General features: G+C 60.8%; 19 protein-coding genes. 14 read left to right on the forward strand and 5 right to left on the reverse strand.

Annotated elements, in window-relative coordinates; all coding sequences use genetic code 11:
- The first annotated feature begins 17 nt into the window (after positions 1–17).
- The 7 genes from AD665_RS16380 (at position 18) to AD665_RS16410 (ending at position 8,432) form a co-directional block, all read left to right on the forward strand.
- Positions 18–1,277, forward strand: coding sequence for a D-mannose isomerase (locus AD665_RS16380; RefSeq protein ID WP_053192827.1), 1,260 nt, complete (start codon positions 18–20; stop codon positions 1,275–1,277).
- A gap of 114 nt (positions 1,278–1,391) precedes the next feature.
- Positions 1,392–2,678, forward strand: a complete 1,287-nt coding sequence (locus AD665_RS16385; protein WP_024776391.1) for an ABC transporter substrate-binding protein — start codon at positions 1,392–1,394, stop codon at positions 2,676–2,678.
- A 173-nt stretch (positions 2,679–2,851) separates the two neighbouring features.
- On the forward strand, positions 2,852–3,760 hold the full coding sequence (locus AD665_RS16390) for a carbohydrate ABC transporter permease (RefSeq protein WP_024781174.1): 909 nt from the start codon (positions 2,852–2,854) through the stop codon (positions 3,758–3,760).
- The gene (locus tag AD665_RS16395; protein WP_024781175.1) at positions 3,753–4,598 is read left to right on the forward strand and encodes a carbohydrate ABC transporter permease; all 846 of its coding nucleotides are present in this window, start codon (positions 3,753–3,755) and stop codon (positions 4,596–4,598) included. Before AD665_RS16390 ends, AD665_RS16395 begins: the two co-directional genes overlap by 8 nt.
- A 2-nt stretch (positions 4,599–4,600) precedes the next feature.
- Complete coding sequence (locus tag AD665_RS16400) at positions 4,601–5,761, forward strand: ABC transporter ATP-binding protein (protein WP_053192829.1); 1,161 nt, start codon at positions 4,601–4,603, stop codon at positions 5,759–5,761.
- Positions 5,762–5,990: 229 nt separating this feature from the next.
- Complete coding sequence (locus tag AD665_RS16405; RefSeq protein WP_053192830.1) at positions 5,991–7,337, forward strand: carbohydrate porin; 1,347 nt, start codon at positions 5,991–5,993, stop codon at positions 7,335–7,337.
- A gap of 240 nt (positions 7,338–7,577) precedes the next feature.
- Entirely contained in the window at positions 7,578–8,432 is an 855-nt protein-coding gene (locus tag AD665_RS16410) for a D-hexose-6-phosphate mutarotase (RefSeq protein ID WP_024781178.1), read from the forward strand.
- A gap of 172 nt (positions 8,433–8,604) precedes the next feature.
- Here the strand turns inward: AD665_RS16410 and AD665_RS16415 are convergent, their stop codons facing one another.
- The gene (locus AD665_RS16415; protein ID WP_171057240.1) at positions 8,605–9,465 is read right to left on the reverse strand and encodes a MurR/RpiR family transcriptional regulator; all 861 of its coding nucleotides are present in this window, start codon (positions 9,463–9,465) and stop codon (positions 8,605–8,607) included.
- Positions 9,466–9,661: 196 nt separating this feature from the next.
- Between AD665_RS16415 and zwf the strand changes: the two genes are divergently transcribed.
- The 3 genes from zwf to AD665_RS16430 are packed head-to-tail and all read left to right on the forward strand — an operon-like array spanning position 9,662 to position 12,514.
- Positions 9,662–11,131: a glucose-6-phosphate dehydrogenase gene (zwf, locus tag AD665_RS16420; RefSeq protein WP_024781179.1), complete on the forward strand. Its 1,470-nt coding sequence runs from the start codon at positions 9,662–9,664 to the stop codon at positions 11,129–11,131.
- Positions 11,118–11,831, forward strand: a complete 714-nt coding sequence (pgl, locus tag AD665_RS16425) for a 6-phosphogluconolactonase (protein ID WP_024781180.1) — start codon at positions 11,118–11,120, stop codon at positions 11,829–11,831. Before zwf ends, pgl begins: the two co-directional genes overlap by 14 nt.
- A 17-nt stretch (positions 11,832–11,848) precedes the next feature.
- The gene (locus tag AD665_RS16430; protein ID WP_024781181.1) at positions 11,849–12,514 is read left to right on the forward strand and encodes a bifunctional 4-hydroxy-2-oxoglutarate aldolase/2-dehydro-3-deoxy-phosphogluconate aldolase; all 666 of its coding nucleotides are present in this window, start codon (positions 11,849–11,851) and stop codon (positions 12,512–12,514) included.
- Between the two features lie 238 nt (positions 12,515–12,752).
- On the opposite strand, the gene AD665_RS16435 is transcribed toward AD665_RS16430, so the two are convergent.
- Positions 12,753–13,940, reverse strand: a complete 1,188-nt coding sequence (locus AD665_RS16435; RefSeq protein ID WP_024781182.1) for an aminotransferase class V-fold PLP-dependent enzyme — start codon at positions 13,938–13,940, stop codon at positions 12,753–12,755.
- Between the two features lie 12 nt (positions 13,941–13,952).
- Positions 13,953–14,189 carry a DUF3820 family protein gene (locus tag AD665_RS16440; protein ID WP_024781183.1) on the reverse strand — a complete coding sequence of 79 codons (237 nt, stop codon included), beginning with the start codon at positions 14,187–14,189 and terminating at the stop codon, positions 13,953–13,955.
- A gap of 205 nt (positions 14,190–14,394) precedes the next feature.
- Here AD665_RS16440 and AD665_RS16445 point away from each other — a divergent pair, with 205 nt between their 5' ends.
- The 4 genes from AD665_RS16445 (at position 14,395) to AD665_RS16460 (ending at position 18,193) form a co-directional block, all read left to right on the forward strand.
- Positions 14,395–14,859, forward strand: a complete 465-nt coding sequence (locus AD665_RS16445; RefSeq protein WP_053192833.1) for a ferritin-like domain-containing protein — start codon at positions 14,395–14,397, stop codon at positions 14,857–14,859.
- 266 nt (positions 14,860–15,125) lie between these two features.
- Entirely contained in the window at positions 15,126–17,126 is a 2,001-nt protein-coding gene (locus AD665_RS16450) for an FUSC family protein (RefSeq protein ID WP_053192835.1), read from the forward strand.
- Positions 17,113–17,319 (forward strand): DUF1656 domain-containing protein, encoded by a 207-nt coding sequence (locus AD665_RS16455; RefSeq protein ID WP_024781186.1) that lies wholly within the window; start codon positions 17,113–17,115, stop codon positions 17,317–17,319. Before AD665_RS16450 ends, AD665_RS16455 begins: the two co-directional genes overlap by 14 nt.
- A gap of 10 nt (positions 17,320–17,329) precedes the next feature.
- On the forward strand, positions 17,330–18,193 hold the full coding sequence (locus AD665_RS16460; protein ID WP_024781187.1) for an efflux RND transporter periplasmic adaptor subunit: 864 nt from the start codon (positions 17,330–17,332) through the stop codon (positions 18,191–18,193).
- Between the two features lie 127 nt (positions 18,194–18,320).
- Here AD665_RS16460 and AD665_RS16465 read toward each other — a convergent pair whose 3' ends face one another.
- Positions 18,321–18,791 carry a MaoC family dehydratase gene (locus AD665_RS16465; protein WP_024781188.1) on the reverse strand — a complete coding sequence of 157 codons (471 nt, stop codon included), beginning with the start codon at positions 18,789–18,791 and terminating at the stop codon, positions 18,321–18,323.
- Between the two features lie 44 nt (positions 18,792–18,835).
- The gene (locus AD665_RS16470; protein WP_024781189.1) at positions 18,836–19,780 is read right to left on the reverse strand and encodes an alpha/beta hydrolase; all 945 of its coding nucleotides are present in this window, start codon (positions 19,778–19,780) and stop codon (positions 18,836–18,838) included.
- Positions 19,781–19,888 lie beyond the last annotated feature (108 nt).

The raw sequence follows: 19,888 nt of genomic DNA on the forward strand, positions 1-19,888 counted from the left end.
ACAAAAAGGTATGCCTGATGGACACCTTCCAACCGGGCTTCAGCAGTTGGCTGAACGCCCCTGCCCACCAGCAATGGCTCGCCGCCGAAGGCTTGCGGTTGCTGGCGTTCGCCAAGGCGTCAAGGCTGCCGGACGGTTTCGGCAATCTGGACGAGCGCGGTTGCCTGCCGACCGGGGCCCGGGCTGAAACCATGAACACCGCGCGCATGACCCACAGCTTCGCCATGGCTCACGCCCAGGGCCTGCCGGGTTTCGCCGAACTGGTGGACCACGGCATCCAGGCCCTCGGCGGCCCCTTGCGGGACGCCGAATACTGCGGCTGGTTTGCCACGACACAACCCCATGAAGACGACACCGGCAAGGCCGCCTACCTGCATGCCTTCGTGGCCCTGGCCGCCAGTTCCGCCGTGGTGGCCCAGCGTCCCGGCGCCCAGGCGCTGCTGGACGAGGCCGTACGGATCATCGACGCGCATTTCTGGAGCGAGGAAGAAGGCGCCCTGCGCGAATCCTTCAACCGTGAGTGGAGCGTCGAGGAAGCCTATCGCGGTGCCAACAGCAACATGCACGCCACCGAAGCCTTCCTGGCCCTGGCCGATGTCACTGACGATCCGCGCTGGCTCGCCCGTGCGCTGCGCATCGTCGAGCGAGTGATCCACGGCCATGCGGCGGCCAACGATTATCTGGTGGTGGAGCATTTCGACCGCCACTGGCAGCCGCTGCGCGAATACAACCATGATAATCCCGCCGATGGCTTCCGTCCGTATGGCACCACGCCGGGCCACGGCTTCGAATGGGCCCGCTTGCTCTTGCATCTCGAAGCGGCTCGGGTGCGGATCGGTATGCTGACCCCGGGCTGGCTGCTCCAGGACGCGCAGAAACTGTTCGAGCAGAACTGCCGTCACGGCTGGGATGTCGATGGCGCGCCTGGCATTGTCTATACGCTGGACTGGGACAATCGCGCGGTGGTCCGCCATCGCCTGCACTGGGTCCATGCCGAAGCGGCGGCAGCTGCCAGCGCCTTGCTCAAGCGCACCGACGAGGCACAGTACGAAACCTGGTACCGGTGCTTCTGGGAGTTCTGTGAGAAGCACTTCATCGACCGTTGCAACGGCAGCTGGCACCACGAACTCGATCCGCAGAACCGCCCCAGTGCCGATATCTGGCCAGGCAAGCCGGACCTGTATCACGCCTGGCAGGCGGTGCTGATTCCACGCCTGCCCCTGGCGCCGAGCATGGCCTCGGCCCTGGCGCAATTCTGCGCTCCGGCGACCGTGTAACCATGTCGTGACATTTACGCATCCCTTCGTTACCTGCGAAGGGAATGCCCCTGATTAGAATCCATGCAGCGCAAGCAACAGACTTGCATGCATAACAACAAGAAAGGTACTCAGATGAACGCGATTAATCGCCTCGCAGTTGCTGTCTCCATTGCCTCGTTGTTTCCCCTCAGTGCTTTTGCCGCCGACTCGAAAGGGACGGTGGAAGTGGTGCATTGGTGGACCTCGGGTGGTGAGAAGGCGGCTGTTGATGTCCTGAAGGCCCAAGTCGAGAAGGACGGTTTCACCTGGAAAGACGGTGCCGTCGCGGGCGGTGGTGGTGCCACGGCCATGACTGTGCTGAAAAGCCGCGCAGTCGCCGGCAACCCGCCAGGCGTTGCCCAGATCAAAGGTCCTGACATCCAGGAATGGGCGTCCACCGGGCTGCTCGACAGCGACGTCCTCAAAGACGTTGCCAAAGAAGAGAAGTGGGACTCCCTTCTCGACAAGAAAGTCTCCGATACCGTGAAGTACGAGGGCGATTACGTGGCCGTGCCGGTGAACATCCACCGGGTCAACTGGCTGTGGATCAACCCGGAAGTCTTCAAGAAAGCCGGCATCACGAAGAACCCTACCACCCTCGAAGAATTCTATGCCGCTGGCGACAAGTTGAAGGCGGCCGGTTTCATTCCGCTCGCCCACGGTGGTCAGCCTTGGCAGGACAGCACCGTGTTCGAAGCCGTGGTGCTTTCGGTCATGGGAGCCGATGGCTACAAGAAAGCCCTGGTCGACCTGGACAACGCTGCGCTGACCGGTCCTGAAATGGTCAAGGCCCTGACCGAACTGAAGAAAGTCGCAACCTACATGGATGCGGACGGCAAGGGTCAGGACTGGAACCTCGAGGCGGCCAAGGTCATCAACGGCAAGGCCGGCATGCAGATCATGGGTGACTGGGCCAAGAGCGAATGGACAGCCGCCAAGAAAGTCGCCGGCAAGGACTATGAATGCGTAGCCTTCCCGGGCACCGACAAGGCCTTCACCTACAACATCGACTCCCTGGCGGTGTTCAAGCAGAAAGACAAGGGCACTTCTGCCGGTCAGCAGGACATTGCCAAGGTCGTACTGGGTGAAAACTTCCAGAAGGTCTTCAGCATCAACAAGGGTTCGATCCCGGTTCGTAACGACATGTTGAAGGACATGGGCAAGTACGGTTTCGACTCCTGCGCCCAGACCGCTGCCAAGGACTTCCTGGCTGACGCCACGACCGGCGGCTTGCAGCCAAGCATGGCGCACAACATGGCGACCACATTGGCGGTACAAGGCGCGTTCTTTGACGTAGTGACCAACTACATCAACGACCCGAGTGCCAGCCCTGCCGACACTGCCAAGAAACTCGGCGCTGCGGTCAAGTCCGCCAAGTAACGGTTAATACCTGGATCCCTGGGAGCGAGCCTGTGGGAGCAAAGCTTGCTCGCGATGAACGATAACGCGGTCCGTCGAAAGACCGAGGCGTTTTCATCGCGAGCAAGCTCGGCTCCCACACAAGCGGCTCCCACAAGGGATGTCACTGTAGTTTTCAAGTAGTGGATTTCCCCATGAGCTCTGTTGCTGTGTTCAGCAAAGCCTCGCCGTTCGATGCACTGCAGCGCTGGCTTCCAAAACTGGTGCTGGCGCCCAGCATGTTCATCGTCCTGGTCGGCTTTTATGGCTACATCCTGTGGACGTTTCTTCTTTCGTTCACCAACTCGACTTTCCTCCCCACCTATAAATGGGTCGGCCTGGCGCAATACGCCCGGTTGTTCAACAACGACCGCTGGTGGGTCGCGAGCAAGAACCTTGCGGTGTTCGGTGGCATGTTCATTGGCATCACCCTGGTGATCGGCGTACTGCTGGCCGTTTTCCTCGACCAGCGTATCCGTCGCGAAGGTTTCATCCGCACCATTTACCTGTACCCGATGGCGCTCTCCATGATCGTGACCGGTACCGCCTGGAAGTGGCTGCTCAACCCGGGCATGGGCCTGGACAAACTGGTGCGTGACTGGGGCTGGGAAGGCTTTCGCCTGGACTGGCTGATCGACCCGGATCGCGTGGTGTATTGCCTGGTGATCGCCGCTGTGTGGCAAGCGTCGGGCTTCATCATGGCAATGTTCCTGGCCGGACTGCGGGGTGTCGATCAATCGATCATCCGTGCTGCACAGATCGATGGCGCGAGCATGCCCAGGATCTACTGGAAAGTGGTCCTGCCGAGCCTGCGTCCGGTGTTTTTCAGTGCCGTGATGATCCTGGCGCACATCGCGATCAAGAGTTTCGACCTGGTGGCGGCAATGACTGCCGGCGGCCCGGGCTATTCGTCCGACCTGCCCGCCATGTTCATGTACTCCTTCACCTTCAGCCGCGGCCAGATGGGCATGGGTTCGGCCAGTGCGATCCTGATGCTCGGTGCGATCCTCGCGATCATCGTGCCTTACCTGTATTCCGAGCTGAGGGCCAAGCGTCATGACTAGTCTCGCCACCAAACCTGGCATCAGCCTGAGTCGCATCGCGATCTACGCAGTGCTGATCCTCGCCGTACTGCTTTACCTGGTTCCGCTGGTGGTCATGCTGTTGACCAGCTTCAAGACCCCGGAAGATATCAGCACCGGTAACCTGCTGAGCTGGCCGACTGTGGTCAGCGGCATTGGCTGGGTCAAGGCCTGGACGACGGTCAACGGTTACTTCTGGAACTCGATCAAGATCACCGTTCCGGCGGTGCTGATTTCCACCGCCATCGGTGCACTGAACGGCTACGTCTTGTCGATGTGGCGCTTCCGCGGTTCGCAGCTGTTCTTCGGCCTGCTGCTGTTCGGTTGCTTCCTGCCGTTCCAGACCGTGCTGCTGCCGGCTTCCTTCACCCTCGGCAAGATGGGCCTGGCCAGCACCACTACTGGCCTGGTGTTCGTGCACGTGGTGTATGGCCTGGCGTTCACCACGCTGTTCTTCCGCAACTACTACGTCAGCATTCCCGACGCGTTGGTGAAGGCGGCGCGACTGGACGGTGCGGGGTTCTTCACCATCTTCCGCATGATCATCCTGCCGATGTCGACGCCGATCATCATGGTCTGCCTGATCTGGCAGTTCACGCAGATCTGGAACGACTTCCTGTTCGGCGTGGTGTTCTCCAGCGGCGATTCGCAACCCATCACGGTGGCGCTGAACAACCTGGTCAACACCAGTACCGGGGCCAAGGAATATAACGTTGATATGGCGGCGGCGATGATCGCCGGGCTGCCGACCCTGCTGGTCTATGTGGTCGCAGGCAAGTATTTCGTGCGCGGGCTGACGGCCGGCGCAGTCAAGGGGTAATCATGGCAACGCTCGAACTTCGCAATGTAAACAAGACTTACGGCGTCGGTTTGCCCGACACCCTGAAGAACATCGAACTGTCGATCAAGGACGGTGAATTCCTGATCCTGGTCGGGCCATCGGGCTGCGGCAAGTCGACGCTCATGAACTGCATCGCCGGCCTGGAAACCATCACTGGCGGCGCGATCATGATCGGCGACCAGGACGTCAGCGGCATGAGCCCCAAGGATCGCGACATCGCCATGGTGTTTCAGTCCTATGCGCTGTACCCGACCATGAGCGTGCGCGAGAACATCGAGTTCGGCCTGAAGATCCGCAAGATGCCGCAATCGGCCATCGATGAGGAAGTGGCCCGGGTTGCCAAGCTGTTGCAGATCGAGCATCTGCTCAATCGCAAGCCCGGTCAGCTCTCTGGCGGGCAGCAGCAGCGCGTGGCCATGGGACGTGCCCTGGCGCGGCGGCCGAAGATCTACCTGTTCGACGAACCACTGTCCAATCTTGACGCCAAGCTGCGGGTCGAGATGCGCACCGAAATGAAACTGATGCACCAGCGCCTGAAGACCACCACGGTCTATGTGACCCACGACCAGATCGAGGCCATGACCCTGGGTGACAAGGTGGCGGTGATGAAGGACGGGATCATCCAGCAGTTCGGTACGCCAAAGGATATCTACACCAACCCGGCCAACCTGTTCGTGGCGAGCTTCATCGGGTCACCGCCGATGAACTTCATCCCCCTGCGTCTGCAACGCAAGGACGGGCGCCTGCTGGCCCTGCTTGACAGTGGCCAGGCCCGTTGCGAGCTACCGCTGGGCATGCAGGACGCCGGCCTGGAAGACCGTGAAGTGATCCTCGGCATGCGTCCGGAACAGATCGCGCTGGTGGGCAGCGAGCCGAGCGGCTTGCCGACCATTCGTGCCGAGGTCCAGGTCACCGAGCCCACCGGCCCGGACACCCTGGTATTTGTCAGTCTAAATGACACCAAGGTTTGCTGCCGCCTGGCGCCGGATGCGGCGCCGCAGGCCGGGGAGAGCATGACGCTTCAGTTTGACCCGCAAAAAGTATTACTATTTGATGCGCAGACCGGTGAGCGCCTGGGTATGGCTGGTCAGGCGCAAGCCCAGGAGCGGGCGCCGAACGTGGCGCAGTTCAAGGGGCGCTGAAAGATCAATGTGGGAGCGAGCCTGTGGGAGCAAAGCTTGCTCGCGAAGAACGATAACGCGGTCATCCAAAAGACCGAGGCGTCTTCATCGCGAGCAAGCTCAGCTCCCACCCAGGCTCGCTCCCACAAAAAGAAGTATGCGGTGGGTGGGGGACTGCCCACCGCAATCGTTGTAAACCGCGTTAGAAAAATAAAAACAGTTAATAACAATAAAGACGAGGAATGTAGGGATGAAGAAGAAAAACAATGCCCAGCTTATCTGCCAGTTATCCGCCGTTGCGGCGATGATGCTGGCCGGTAGCGCGCACGCTGCCGACGCGTTCAGCGCCGACTCGCAGTGGATGACGGGTGACTGGGGTGGTGAGCGGACCAAGCTGATCGAGCAGGGTATCGACATCAAGGCTGACTACGTCGGTGAGGTGGGTGGCAACCTGCACGGAGGCTACAACAACGACAAGACCGCGCGTTACGCCGACCAGTTTGGTCTGGGCGTGGCACTGGACCTGCAAAAGCTGTGGGGCTGGGATAACACCCAGGCCAAAATCCAGCTGACCAACCGTAACGGCGAAAACATTTCCAACGACCGCGTCGGCGACCCGCGTGCCGGCACCTTGAGTTCCTCCCAGGAAGTCTACGGCCGTGGCCACATGGTCCGTCTGACCCAACTGTGGATCAAGCACCAGTTCCTCGACGGCAAGCTGGACGTCAAGGCCGGTTACTTCGGCGAAGGCGAAGACTTCAACACCTTCCCTTGCGAATTCCAGAACCTGGCATTCTGCGGCTCCCAAGTGGGTAACTGGGCCACCGGCATCTGGTACAACTGGCCCGTCATGCAGGCTGCGCTGCGCGTGAAGTACAACATCACGCCTGAGTTCTATGCGCAGATCGGCGCCTACAACCAGAACCCTTCGCAGCTGGAACACGGCAACGGCTTCAAGCTCAGCGGCAGTGGTACCAAGGGGACCGTGATCCCGGTCGAGCTGGTCTGGTCGCCGAAGGTCAACAGCCTGCCGGGCGAATACCGTGTCGGTTACTACAAGAGCACGGCCGATGCCAATGACGTCCGTGAAGACGACAATGGCAATGACGCCGCGACCACCGGCAATGCCTATCGCAGCCATAACAGTAAGCACGGCTATTGGTTCGTGGCGCAGCAGCAACTCACCACCCACAACGGTGATGCGTCCCGCGGCCTGAACATCGCAGCCAACGCGACCTTCCACGACAAGGACACCAACGTCGTCGACAACTACCAGTCGCTGATGTTCGTGTACAAGGGGCCGTTCGATGCGCGTCCTAAAGATGACATCGGCATCGGCTTCTCCCGTATCCATGTCAACGAGGATGTGAAGAAAAACGCCGAGCTGACCAACGCTGCCAATGGTGTGACCGATTACAACGATCCACTGTTCGCGCCGCTGCGCAGCACCGAGTACAACTACGAGCTCAACTACGGTGTACACGTCACCAACTGGCTGACCGTACGTCCCAACCTGCAATACATCACCCACCCAGGTGGCGTGGATGAAGTGGACAACGCGCTGGTGGCCGGCCTGAAAATTCAGTCGGTGTTCTAACGTTGTTGCGATAAGCTCCTCTCTATGTGCGCATATTTGCGGACAGCCAAGGCTGTCCGCTTTTTTTTGGGATGTTCCCGCGCCGAGAGGTCATCTGTGGGAGCAAGGCTTGCCCGCGATGAAGCTGAATGCGATTTGCCCAAGAGCCGAGGCGCCAAGCTTTTCTCCCACAGCAGGCTCCCTCGCCATAAAAACGCGCTGTACCCGTTGAATATTGAATGATTTCCAGGACCGCGGCCCATGCATGAGCATCCGCTACAACGCTTTTTCAGATCCTTGCGCGAGCGCCCGGTGTTTGCGTGGGAGCGCTATCGACAGCGCGATGTGCTGGTGATCGACCATCCACTGTGCCAGGCGGTGTTCAGTCGCCAGGGCGCGCAGTTGCTGCACTTCCAGCCGCGTGGGCAGAAACCCTGGTTGTGGTGTGCGGCCAAATGGCCCCAGGTCGGGGCGATACGGGGTGGGGTGCCGGTGTGCTGGCCGTGGTATGGCCGTCATCCGAGCGAAAACGCCTGGCCGTCCCATGGTTGGGCGCGGTTGATCGACTGGAAGCTGCTGGACAGCCGCAGCGACGACGATGGCGTGCATTTGCATTGGCAATTGCAGTTGTGCGACTGGCAGGTGGACTTGCACGCGGACCTTGGCGAGCGCATGGAGCTGCGCTTGAGCACCGAGCATCAAGACAGCCTGCCGTGCCAGTTGAGCCAGGCATTGCATGCCTATTGGCGTATTGGTGATGTTGGCGAGGTAGCGCTGTCCGGGCTCGAAGGTGCGCAGGGTTACGACCATCTGAACCGCGCAGTCTGTCAGCAGCAAGGCGAGTTGCGGGTCGAAGGGGGCTGCCAACGGGTGTTCCAGCACGAAGGGGAATTGCAGCTCAGGGACCACGCCTGGCAGCGAGCACTGTGCATCGATACCGGCGACAGCGCCGACACGGTGGTGTGGCATCCCGGTACCCGGCCACTGCTGGGGGTGAGCTGGGATGAAGTCAGTGAGTTTGTCTGCGTCGAAGCGGCCAGCGGCGGCACCGACAGCCTGTGCCTGGCGCCGGGGGAGCGGGCGCACCTGAGTCTGCAGGCGCGGGTGGGGGCATAGTCCAAAGCGTTGGGTGCGGCAACTGGCCCTATCGTCGGATCGCTGCCCGGAGCAGGCTCGCTCCCACACTGGATCTGCTTCGAACACAATTATTGTGTCCAGTGAAGATCCATTGTGGGAGCGAGCCTGCTCGCGATGACGATCTGTCAGGCAATAAAGCACTGGAGCCCTATCAGTTGAACTCATCCCCCACCGGATACCGGCTGGCATTCAGGCTTTCCTTGATCTTGCGCAGGTGAGGCTGGAAATCCACGCCCCGACGCAGGGTCATCCCGGTGGCGAGCACATCCAGCACTGTGAGCTGGATGATCCGCGAGGTCATCGGCATGTAGATGTCGGTGTCTTCGGGGAGCGGAATATTCAGGCTCAGGGTGCTGGCCTTGGCCAGGGGGGAGTTTTCAGCGGTGAGGCCCAGTACCGAAGCGCCGTTTTCCCGGGCAATACGGGCCACCTCAACCAGTTCGCGGGTGCGGCCGGTGTAGGAAATGATCACGAACAGCTCACCGGTGTGGGCTACCGACGCGATCATGCGCTGCATCAGCACGTCTGCATGGGCGGTCACTGCCAGGTTGAAGCGGAAAAACTTGTGCTGGGCATCCAGCGCCACCGGGGCCGAGGCGCCAAGGCCGAAGAAGTGGATCTGTCGGGCCTGGATCAGCAGGTCCACGGCGCGACTGATCAAATTTGGATCAAGTGCCTGGCAGGCGCTGTCCAACGAAGCAATGGCACTGCCAAAGATTTTCTGGGTGTAGGCTTCGGGGTTGTCGTCGGCCTCTACCGCGCGGCTGACATAAGCGGCGCCGCTGGCCAGGCTCTGGGCCAGTTGCAGCTTGAGCTCCGGGTAGCCGCTGACGCCGAACGACCGGCAGAAGCGGTTGACCGTAGGTTCGCTGACCGACGCAGCCTGGGCGAGGGCGGCGATGCTGAAGCGGGTGGCCTGTTGTGGGTTGAGCAGGATCACCTCGGCCACCTTGCGTTCTGCCTTGTTCAGGTCTTCAAGGCGACTCTGGATCTGCTCCAGTAAATTTCGCACGCGGTCCATAGAGAATTCCTAGAAAGACGGGTCTTTGATACGACCCTTTGCGGTGACCTATCCTACTGATGGCTCCGACGGACCACCACTCGGAATCGGTATTTTTGGAAAATGTTGTGGTTATTACTACATTTTTCCTTGAGTGATGCCTTAAAAAAAGGTATTTGTAGCCTAACTTGATAAAAGAACAAACATCATGCCTTCGATAACGGTTGAACCGTGCACCTTTGCCTTGTTCGGCGCGCTGGGCGATCTGGCCCTGCGCAAGCTGTTTCCTGCCCTTTATCAACTTGACGGCGCCGGCCTGCTGCATGAGGACACGCGAATCATCGCGCTGGCCCGGGAGCCCGGCAGCGAGCAGCAGCACCTGGCGTTCATCGCCACGGAACTGCGCCGCTACGTAGGCGACAAGGACCTGAACGAAACCGTCGTCGAGCGCTTCATGGCGCGGCTGACTTACCTGCATGTGGACTTCCTCAAGGCCGACGACTATGTCGCCCTGGCCGAACAGATTGGTGCTGCCCAGCAGGTCATTGCCTATTTTGCCACGCCAGCGGCGGTGTACGGATCGATCTGCGAGAACCTGGCGAAGGTCGGCCTGAGCGAAAATACCCGTGTGGTGCTGGAGAAACCCATCGGCTCGGACCTGGAATCCTCGCGCAAGGTCAACGACGCCGTGGCGCAGTTCTTCCCGGAGAACCGCACTTATCGTATCGACCACTACCTGGGCAAAGAGACGGTTCAGAACCTGATCGCACTGCGGTTCGCCAACAGCCTGTTCGAAACCCAGTGGAACCAGCATTACATTTCCCACGTGGAAATCACCGTGGCCGAGAAGGTCGGCATCGAAGGCCGCTGGGGCTATTTCGACAAGGCCGGACAGCTGCGGGACATGATCCAGAACCACCTGTTGCAGCTGCTCTGCCTGATCGCCATGGACCCACCGGCGGAACTGTCCGCCGACAGCATCCGTGACGAGAAGGTCAAGGTGCTCAAGGCATTGGCTCCGATCAGTCCGGAAGGCCTGACCACCCAAGTGGTGCGCGGCCAGTACATCGCCGGCCACAGCGAGGGCAAGGCGGTTCCGGGTTACCTGGAAGAGCCCAATTCCAACACCCAGAGCGATACCGAGACCTTTGTCGCCCTGCGCGCCGACATTCGCAACTGGCGCTGGGCCGGGGTTCCGTTCTACCTGCGTACCGGCAAGCGCATGCCGCAGAAGCTGTCGCAGATCGTCATTCACTTCAAGGAACCGTCCCACTACATCTTCGCCCCCGAGCAGCGCCTGCAGATCAGCAACAAACTGATCATCCGCCTGCAACCGGACGAAGGGATTTCCCTGCGGGTGATGACCAAGGAGCAAGGTCTGGACAAGGGCATGCAGTTGCGTAGCGGTCCTTTGCAACTCAACTTTTCCGACACCTGGCGTAGCGCGCGGATTCCCGATGCCTACGAGCGGTTGTTGCTGGAAGTCATGAACGGCAATCAGAACCTGTTTGTCCGTAAAGATGAAATCGAAGCCGCGTGGACGTGGTGTGACCAGTTGATCGCCGGATGGAAAAAGTCCGGTGATGCGCCCAAGCCGTACGCGGCCGGGTCCTGGGGGCCGATGAGCTCCATCGCACTGATCACGCGGGACGGGAGGTCATGGTATGGCGATATCTGAAATGAAACTGCCCGAGGGCGTCAGCGCCCTGGCGTTCAAGAACCCGGTGCTGTTGGCTGAAGGCCTGGCATTGAAAGTGGCCGAGCAACTGCGTGAGGCGATCGACGCGCGTGGCACGGCGGTCCTGGTGGTGTCCGGCGGTCGCAGTCCGGTGGCATTTTTCCAGAGCCTGGCCAAGCAGGCGCTGGATTGGTCGAAGGTGGTGGTGAGCCTGGCGGACGAACGCTGGGTACCGGTTGAACATGCCGACAGCAATGCCGGTCTGCTCAAGCGTTATCTCTTGCAAGGCGCGGCAGCCAAGGCCCAGTTCCTCAGCCTCTACAGCGCCAGCGCCAACCTGGAGGCTGCCGCCGAGCAAGCGGATCGCCTGCTGGCCGAGCTGCCGCCCATCGATGTGCTGATATTGGGCATGGGCGATGACGGGCACACCGCCTCGCTGTTCCCCGACAGCCCGAACCTGGCCGCAGCCTTGGACATCCAGGGGGCTCGTCGGTGCTGGCCAATGCTGGCGCCGACCGTGCCGCACCAGCGCTTGACCATGAGCCGTGCCTTGCTGGCCTCGGCGAAGCACAAAGTGCTGTCGATTTCCGGTCAATCGAAATTGACCACCCTGAACGCTGCGGTGGCCGGTGACAACGTCGCCGAAATGCCGATCCGCGCGTTTCTGCAACCTACGTTAGAGATTTACTGGTGCCCATGAACCAAGGATCAGCCGCTATGACAACTCTACCCCCGACCGTTTCCATGGCGGACAAAGTTACCCTGATCGATGACCTGTGCGCCAAGGCGCGGATCCTGCCGGTCATCACCATCGCTCGTGAACAGGACATCCTGCCGCTGGCTGATGCCCTGGCGGCCGGTGGCCTGACGGCGCTGGAAGTGACCTTGCGTTCCCAGTTCGGCCTCAAGGCCATTCAGGTGTTGCGCGAGCAACGTCCAGAGCTGGTGACCGGTGCCGGTACGGTACTCGACCGCCAGATGCTGGCGGCTGCCGAGGCGGCCGGTTCGCAATTCATCGTGACCCCAGGCATCACCCGTGACCTGCTCGAAGCCAGTGTCGACAGCCCGATCCCGTTGCTACCGGGCATCAGCAACGCGTCCGGCATCATGGAAGGCTACGGCCTGGGCTATCGCCGCTTCAAATTGTTCCCGGCGGAAGTCAGTGGCGGTGTCGCCGCCATCAAGGCCCTGGGCGGCCCGTTCGGCGAAGTGAAATTCTGCCCGACCGGCGGCGTCGGCCCGGCCAATATCAAGAGCTACATGGCGTTGAAAAACGTGATGTGCGTGGGCGGTAGCTGGATGCTCGATCCGGAGTGGATCAAGAACGGCGACTGGGCCCGCATCCAGGAATGCACCGCCGAGGCACTGGCGCTGCTGGACTGATTGTTTTTCCGAACTTCGTTGGGTGTTCTACGGCTTTACGGTGCGCTTGGTCGGCGCGCCGTTTTTTTTTGCCTGGTTTTTGGCCGAACACTGATTGGTGTTGGGAGCACTCTGTGGCGAGGGGATTCATCCCCGTTGGGTCGCGCAGCGGCCCCATTTTTTTCGGGGGGCTGTTGCACAGCCCTGCGGGGCGGTGCGACGTTTCGCTAAATCCCCTCGCCACAGGGGGCTGTGCAGGCTATGTGCAGCTCAGCTCGATCAAGGCCCGGGTAAGCCGCTCGATATCACTCGCCAGAGTGATCAGTCCCGGCGTGATACGGATACAGGGCCCTGCACTGGTGTCGCGCACCACGGTGAAAATCCCATAGTCGTTGAGCAATCGATCCGCCATCGCCTGCTGATCCGCCTGGGTGGTAAAGCGCATAGAGGTAATGCCGCAGTAGAGTCGCCGATCATCCGGGGTCATGACTTCGATACCCGGTAGATCGCGCACCGCGCTGACCCACAGGTCGCGCAAGTAGCAGAGACGCGCCCCTTTGGCGAGGGCGCCGCCCAGGGCGCGGTGTTCTTCGAACACCAGGGGCAGGGTCAGCAGGGCCGGAATATTCGGCGTGCTGTGGGGCGTGCGCGAGCGGATGTCGTTCGCCGGGTAATGGCTGTCGTCCATGTCCGGATCGATATCGGCCAGGCGTTCTGGGGCGATGTACAGGAAGCCCAGGGCCAGGGGGCCGCCGATCCATTTCTGCAGATTGAATCCGGCGAACGGGATACCCATTTTTGCCAGGTCGAAATCGATCTGGCCCAGGGCGTGGGCGCCGTCGAGGATGATGTCGACATCGAACTCCCGAGCCGCTTCGGCAATGGCCTGTACCGGCATCACCAGCCCGGTGAGGTGGTTGACGTAGGTCAGCGCCATCAGTTTCAAGCGCGGGTAGCGAATGAACGCTTCCCGGTAGGTCCCCAACAGACTCTCGAAACTGGCCGGGTGCTGGTGAACCAGTTCGATCAGTTCCACGCCACGCTGGCGGGCCAGCCAGCGCATTGCGTTCTTGACCGACTGATATTCCAGGTCACAGATCAACACCTGGTCGCCAGGCTTCAGGCCGTTGTAATTGCGAATCAACGATTGCAGGGCGTCCACGGCACTTCGGGTCAACACCACGGTTTGCGCGGGCGCCTTGATCAACTCCGCCACTTGGCGGCGAATCGCCTCGCCCTGTTCTCGGTCGAAATGCTGGCGCACATACACCGAGTTGCTGCGGTTGATGAAATCGATGTTGCGCTGGTACTCCTCGACCACGGTCCGCGACATGCGCCCGAAGTAGCCATTCTCCAGGTTCAGAGGTCCATCAGGGGGGGCGTCGTAGCGGTCGACAAAGGTCTGCCAGAAAGCTTCATCGTGGGCGCGCAGGGTATTCTCGGGCATGGGAGGGCTCAATCAGGGGCGGGGCTTGGGTTTACCGTGCTTGACGCGCAGGGGGTCGAGCAGGTCTGACAGACCGTTGTGGTCGATTTCCTGCATCAATGCCAGCAAACCGCCCAACTCGCCGTGGGGAAAACCTTCGCGGGCGAACCAGTTCAGGTATTGACCCGGGAGATCGGCCAGGATTCTGCCTTTGTATTTACCGAAGGGCATCTGGCGCGTGACCAGCAGTTCGAGGGTTTCCGGGTTCATGGCAAATGTCTTGAATCAAACAGGTTTGAAAATACAGGCATTCTGCATGCAGGCCAAATGACAGATCATGCAAATAACGCGGATACAGATTTTGCCATTATGGTTAACTTATTGATTTTTAAAGTTAATCTTAATCGGTTGGTGCTGGCATGGCCGATGCAATAGTCCTTGCAGGTTTTTTATTCACCAGCAAAGGAATTGAAAAATGACTGATATGAACAAAGAAGCCATCGCCGTTCTGAACGACCTGATCCAGACCAGCAAGGACGGTCAGGAAGGGTTCAAGACCTGCGCCGAAGACATCAAGCATCCACAACTCAAATCCCTGTTCGTGCAACGTTCCGCCGATTGTGCCACGGCTGCGTCCGAGCTGCAGGCAGCCGTTCGCTCGTTGGGTGGTGATCCGGAAACCTCCACCAGTGTCTCCGGTGACCTGCATCGCCGCTGGGTGGATGTGAAGTCGATGTTCACTGGCAAGGATGAGGAAGCGGTGCTCAATGAAGCCGAGCGCGGCGAAGATCACGCCAAGAAGGCTTACCAGGAAGCCATGGAGAAAATCACCAAGCACAATCTGGTCGGCATCCGTGACCTGGTTGAACGCCAGTACCATGGCGTGCAACGCAACCATGATCAGGTCAAGGCGCTGCGTAACCAGGCACGCGCCAGCTGATACACGCGCTTGATCGAAAAACGCCAGCCTTGTCTGGCGTTTTTTTGTGCGATTTATCGGCAAGCACATTTGTGGCAAGGGGATTGATCGGTGCTGACTGATACCCGGGCCAACTATGCGGTTTCAGCGACTTTCGGAAAAAGTGTCTTGTCAGATCCACGGGTAATCAGCTCTGGACTCAAATAGGTAGCTAGCTAATAATTGCGCCTGCCCCGTCACCCATCATTGCAACTATCGTTACTGCAACCCCTGAAAGAGTTTCTTGCGTGCCCATTACTTTCCAGGCCTTGTTCGCCCCCGACCGCCTCGCTGTGCAGTTCGCCATCAAGACCGTACTCGGTGGCGGACTGGCACTATGGCTGGCGTTGCGTTGGGGGCTGGAGCAGCCGTCGTGGGCGTTGATGACCGCGTTCATCGTGGCGCAGCCGCTGTCCGGGATGGTCGTGCAAAAAGGGCTGGCGAGGTTGCTTGGTACGTTGGTCGGTACCGTCATGTCGGTGGTCTTCATGAGCCTGTTCGCTCAGACGCCGTGGTTGTTCCTGTTGGCGCTGGCGTTGTGGCTGGGTCTGTGCACGGCTTGTTCGACGTTGCTGCGAAGTGCCTGGTCCTATTCGTTCGTGTTGGCCGGCTACACAGTGGCGATCATCGCCTTGCCGGCCATTACCCATCCACTGGCGGTGTTCGATCAGGCGGTGGCACGCTGCACCGAGATCAGCCTGGGCATTGTCTGCGCCACGGCCGCGAGTGCCTTGCTCTGGCCGTTGCGGGTCGAGCGACAGTTGGCGGGCCAGGCCCATGCCGCCTGGCAGAGCGGCATGCAGGCGGCCCGTGCCACCTTGGCCGGTGACGCCCAGGCGCGCAAGGGCTTGCTGGAGATCCTCGGCCGGATCGTCGTGGTGGATGCCCAGCGCGAACATGCCTGGTTCGAAGGCAGTCTGGGTCGACAGCGCGCCCGGGCCATCAGCGGCTTGAGCCAGAAATTACTCATGCTGCTGCGCATTGCCCGCTCGGTGCGCCGGCAATGGAAGCAACTCGAACCTGCGGAATCCGAGGCCCTCGCCCCCTGGATGAACGAGGTTCAACGAGCCCTCGATGCTGACAGTGCAACGCTGCAAGCCTTGCGACCACGAGTACTGGACGCCTCTCACGATCCCTTGATCAGCTCGGCGCAAAGTTACTGCCTGGCGCGGTTCGCCTTGTTGCTCGACACCGCCCTGGCCGCCTGCGCGGCGCTGGCGGCAGTGCGGGAGGGTAGGGAGAGTGCGGATCCGCCACGCACCTTGACGCCCCATCGCGACTTGTCCCTGGCCATGGTATTCGGTGCCCGTAGCGCCTTGGCATTCCTGGCGGTTTCCTGCTTCTGGCTGGCAACGGCCTGGCCCGCCGCCGGCGGCGCGTTGGTGTTGACGTGTGTCGTGTGCAGCCTGTTTGCCAGTCGCGAAAACGGTGCGCAGATCGGCATGAGTTTCCTGCGGGGCATTCTCTTGGCCGTGCCGACGGCGTTCGTGGTCGGCGAGATCCTGCTGCCGCAGTGGAGCAGCTTCGCCATGCTGTGCATGGCCATGGGCGTGCCGTTGTTCTTCGGTGCGCTAGGCATGGCCAAGCCGCCGATCTTTGCCACGGCCACGTCGTTCTGCTTGCATTTTGTGGTGCTGATATCACCGCTCAACGCCATGAAGTACGACGTGGCGGCATTCTTCAACAACGCTCAGGCGATGATGATCGGCGTGGGGGCGGCGGTATTGGCATTCAATCTGCTGATTCTGCGCGATCCGGCCTGGCACGGCCGTCGCCTGCTGGCTGCGACCCTGGATGACCTGGTGCGCCTGACCCGGCGCAACCTCAGTGGCGCCGAGAGCTGGTTCGGCGGACGCATGGCCGATCGGCTGTTACAACTGGCGCGGCATTACCCCGAGCTGCCGGTCCCGTCGCGCAGCCGTTGGGATGATGGATTGCTCGGCCTGGATATCGGCGATGAACTGTTGCACCTGCGTCTGAGTCTGGCCGTCGCCCGGGTGTCCGAAAGCCGGGCGCAACGCCGCTATTTCGAAGCGCTGGAGCAGGTTCTCGAACGCGGCCCGTCCGGTGAGCAGGCCGATGCTTTGGCCCCGGCCAGCGCCGAGTTCCTGAAGGTGTTATCGACAGAGCCCCCCGGTGATGCGCTGAAGTTGGCCCAGGGCGCGGTGGTGCAATTGCAGAACAGCTGGCGCGCCTGGTGCCGCCAGCACGAACCTGAACGACGGGAGCACAGCCATGGGCTTGCGTGAGTGGTCGATTGGCGGGGTGTTGCTCAGCCCGTTCCTGATTTATGTGGTACTGGCCTTGCTGGTGACCGGTGCATTGCGCCTGTTGCTCAGCCTGGTGCCGGCCGGGCGTTGGATCTGGCATGAAGCCTTGTTCGACTGTGCCCTGTATGTCTGTGTCCTGACAGTGATTACCCTGGTCCTCGGGCCGTTATAAGGAGTTGAACATGCGTACCTCCGTACGTGTCGCCATTACGCTGGCCGTGGTGGTATTGGCGATTTTCGCCGGGTTTCACCTGTGGCAGTACTACATGCTCACGCCCTGGACCCGTGATGCGCGGATTCGTGCCGATGTGGTGGTGATCGCTCCCGACGTGTCGGGCTGGGTGCGCGAGCTCAAGGCAGTGGATAACCAGCAGGTCAAGGCCGGCGATCTATTGCTGAGCATTGACCGCGAGCGCTTCGAAGCCGCGGTGGAGAAGGCCAGGGCGGTGGTCCAGACCCGCCAGCAGCAACTGAGCCTGCGCGAGCACGAAGCCAGTCGCCGCGCCGCGCTGGGGCCCCAGGCCATCAGTGCCGAGCTGCGGGAGAATGCCCAGATCAACGCCGGCATCGCCCGGGGCGAACTGCGTGAGGCCCAGGCCGAGGCCAAGGTTGCCGAACTCAACCTCGCCCGCAGTCAAGTCCTGGCACCTCGTAGTGGTCACATCACCAACCTGCGGCTGGCCGAAGGCAATTATGTCAACGCCGGGCAGCCGGTCATGGCGCTGATCGACGATTCGACATTCTATGTACAGGCCTATTTCGAAGAAACCAAGCTGCCGAGAATCCGCGTGGGCGATCGGGTCAAGGTCTGGCTGATGAGCGCCGGTCATGCCCTGGAAGGCCACGTCGAAAGCGTCAGCCGCGGCATTACCGACCGCAACACCAACCCGGACGCCCAGTTGCTGGCGGAGGTGGAGCCGACCTTCAACTGGGTGCGCCTGGCCCAGCGGATTCCGGTGCGGATCAAGCTGGACAAGGTGCCGGAAGGGGTGAATCTGAGTGCGGGGATGACGGCGAGTGTGCAGGTGCAGGAGCACGATCAATAACTTGTCGCAGGACCTGTGGGGGCAAGGCTTGCCCGCGATGAAGTGAATGCGGTCTACCTTGAAATCGAGGTGCCCTGATCGCGGGCAAGCCTTGCTCCCACAGAAGGGATGAATTCCCTTGCGATAATCAGCCGATGCTGATCGCCGGCAGCGTCGGCAAGGTCACTGTCTGCTGTTTGCGCGGCGCGAGGATCTCGGCCTCGCCATCCACCACCAGTTCATCGCGCTGGTTGAACACGCGAGTGGCGATGCGTACGCGAAACTTCGGCAGTTTTTCCAGGATCTCCAGGCGTACGGTCAGGGTGTCGCCGATTTTGACCGGTTTCTGGAAGCTCATCTGCTGGCCGATATAGATGGTGCCAGGCCCTGGCAACTCGCACGCCACCGCCGCGCTGATCAGCGCGCCACTGAACATGCCATGGGCGATGCGCTCCTTGAACATGCTCGCTGCGGCGAATTCCGGGTCCAGGTGCACGGGGTTGTGATCGCCCGACATGGCGGCGAACAGCTGGATGTCACGCTCTTCGACGGCTTTGCTGTAGCTGGCGGTCTGGCCGACTTCGAGGGCTTCGTAAGGGGTGTTGGTAACCTGGGTCATCTGTTTCGGATCCTGTGGCGGGTAATGGAAAAAATGCTGTAAAACTATTCGCTGCGTGGCGGGCGCTTGTGGTTCAGGGCCTGGGCAATCCAGGCCAGCACGTCGGCCGTCACTTCATCGCGGTTGGTTTCGTTGAACAATTCGTGCCGAGCCTGGGGGTAAATCGTCAACTGCAGGTGCTGGCTGCCGGCATCGCGCAGGGCGTCGGCCAGATTCCTCAGACGCTTGTTTTCGCTCACCGGATCACATTCGCCGCCGATGACCAGCAGCGGCAGGTCCGGATCGATCTGGGCGAGATTGGACGCTTTGCTGATTTGCTGCAAGCCGCCGAGCAGGTCGACCCATAGCTGATTACTGCAACGAAAGCCGCACAGTGGATCGTGGATGTACTTGTCCACTTCGGCCGGGTCGCGACTGAGCCAGTCGAAAGGTGTGCGTGTCGGCTTGAACTTCTGATTGAAACTGCCGAACGACAGCCATTCGATCAAGGCACTACGCCCGGTGGCGCCTTGGCGCCAGCGTTCGAAGCGTGCGATCAGGCGTGCGGCGCGATACAACGCCACCGGCTGGAAGTTGGAGCCGCTGAGAATCGCCCCATGCAGGCTCGCGCTGTGATGCAGCAAATACGCTTGGGCGATGTAGCTGCCCATGCTGTGGCCCAGCAGTACGATTGGCGTGTCGGGATGTTGCTGGCCGATGTGCTGGTTGAGGCTGGCCAGGTCGCCGACCACCTTGGCCCAGCCACCCTTGTCGGCATAGTGGCCGAGGATTGCCCCTTCACCGGTCTTGCCATGGCCGCGCAGGTCCAGCGCGTAGACACCGTAGCCCTCATCGCACAGGGCCTGGGCCAGGCGTCCATAGCGACCGCTGTGTTCGGCCATGCCGTGGGCCAGCATGATCACCGCCCTGGGCGCGGTGTCGGGCAACCACCGGTTGACGAACAGACGACTGTGATCGGTTGCGGTCAGCCAGAACGTTTGGTGAATCATGACGATCCTTTACATGTGAGCATGCGCACTGTTGATGCATTGTATAGCGCATCCGTTGCGTCTCGCCTGATCAGGCCACACGTAGGCGGCAAGATTCACACAATCTAT

Source organism: Pseudomonas corrugata, assembly GCF_001269905.1.
Taxonomy (GTDB): domain Bacteria; phylum Pseudomonadota; class Gammaproteobacteria; order Pseudomonadales; family Pseudomonadaceae; genus Aquipseudomonas; species Aquipseudomonas corrugata.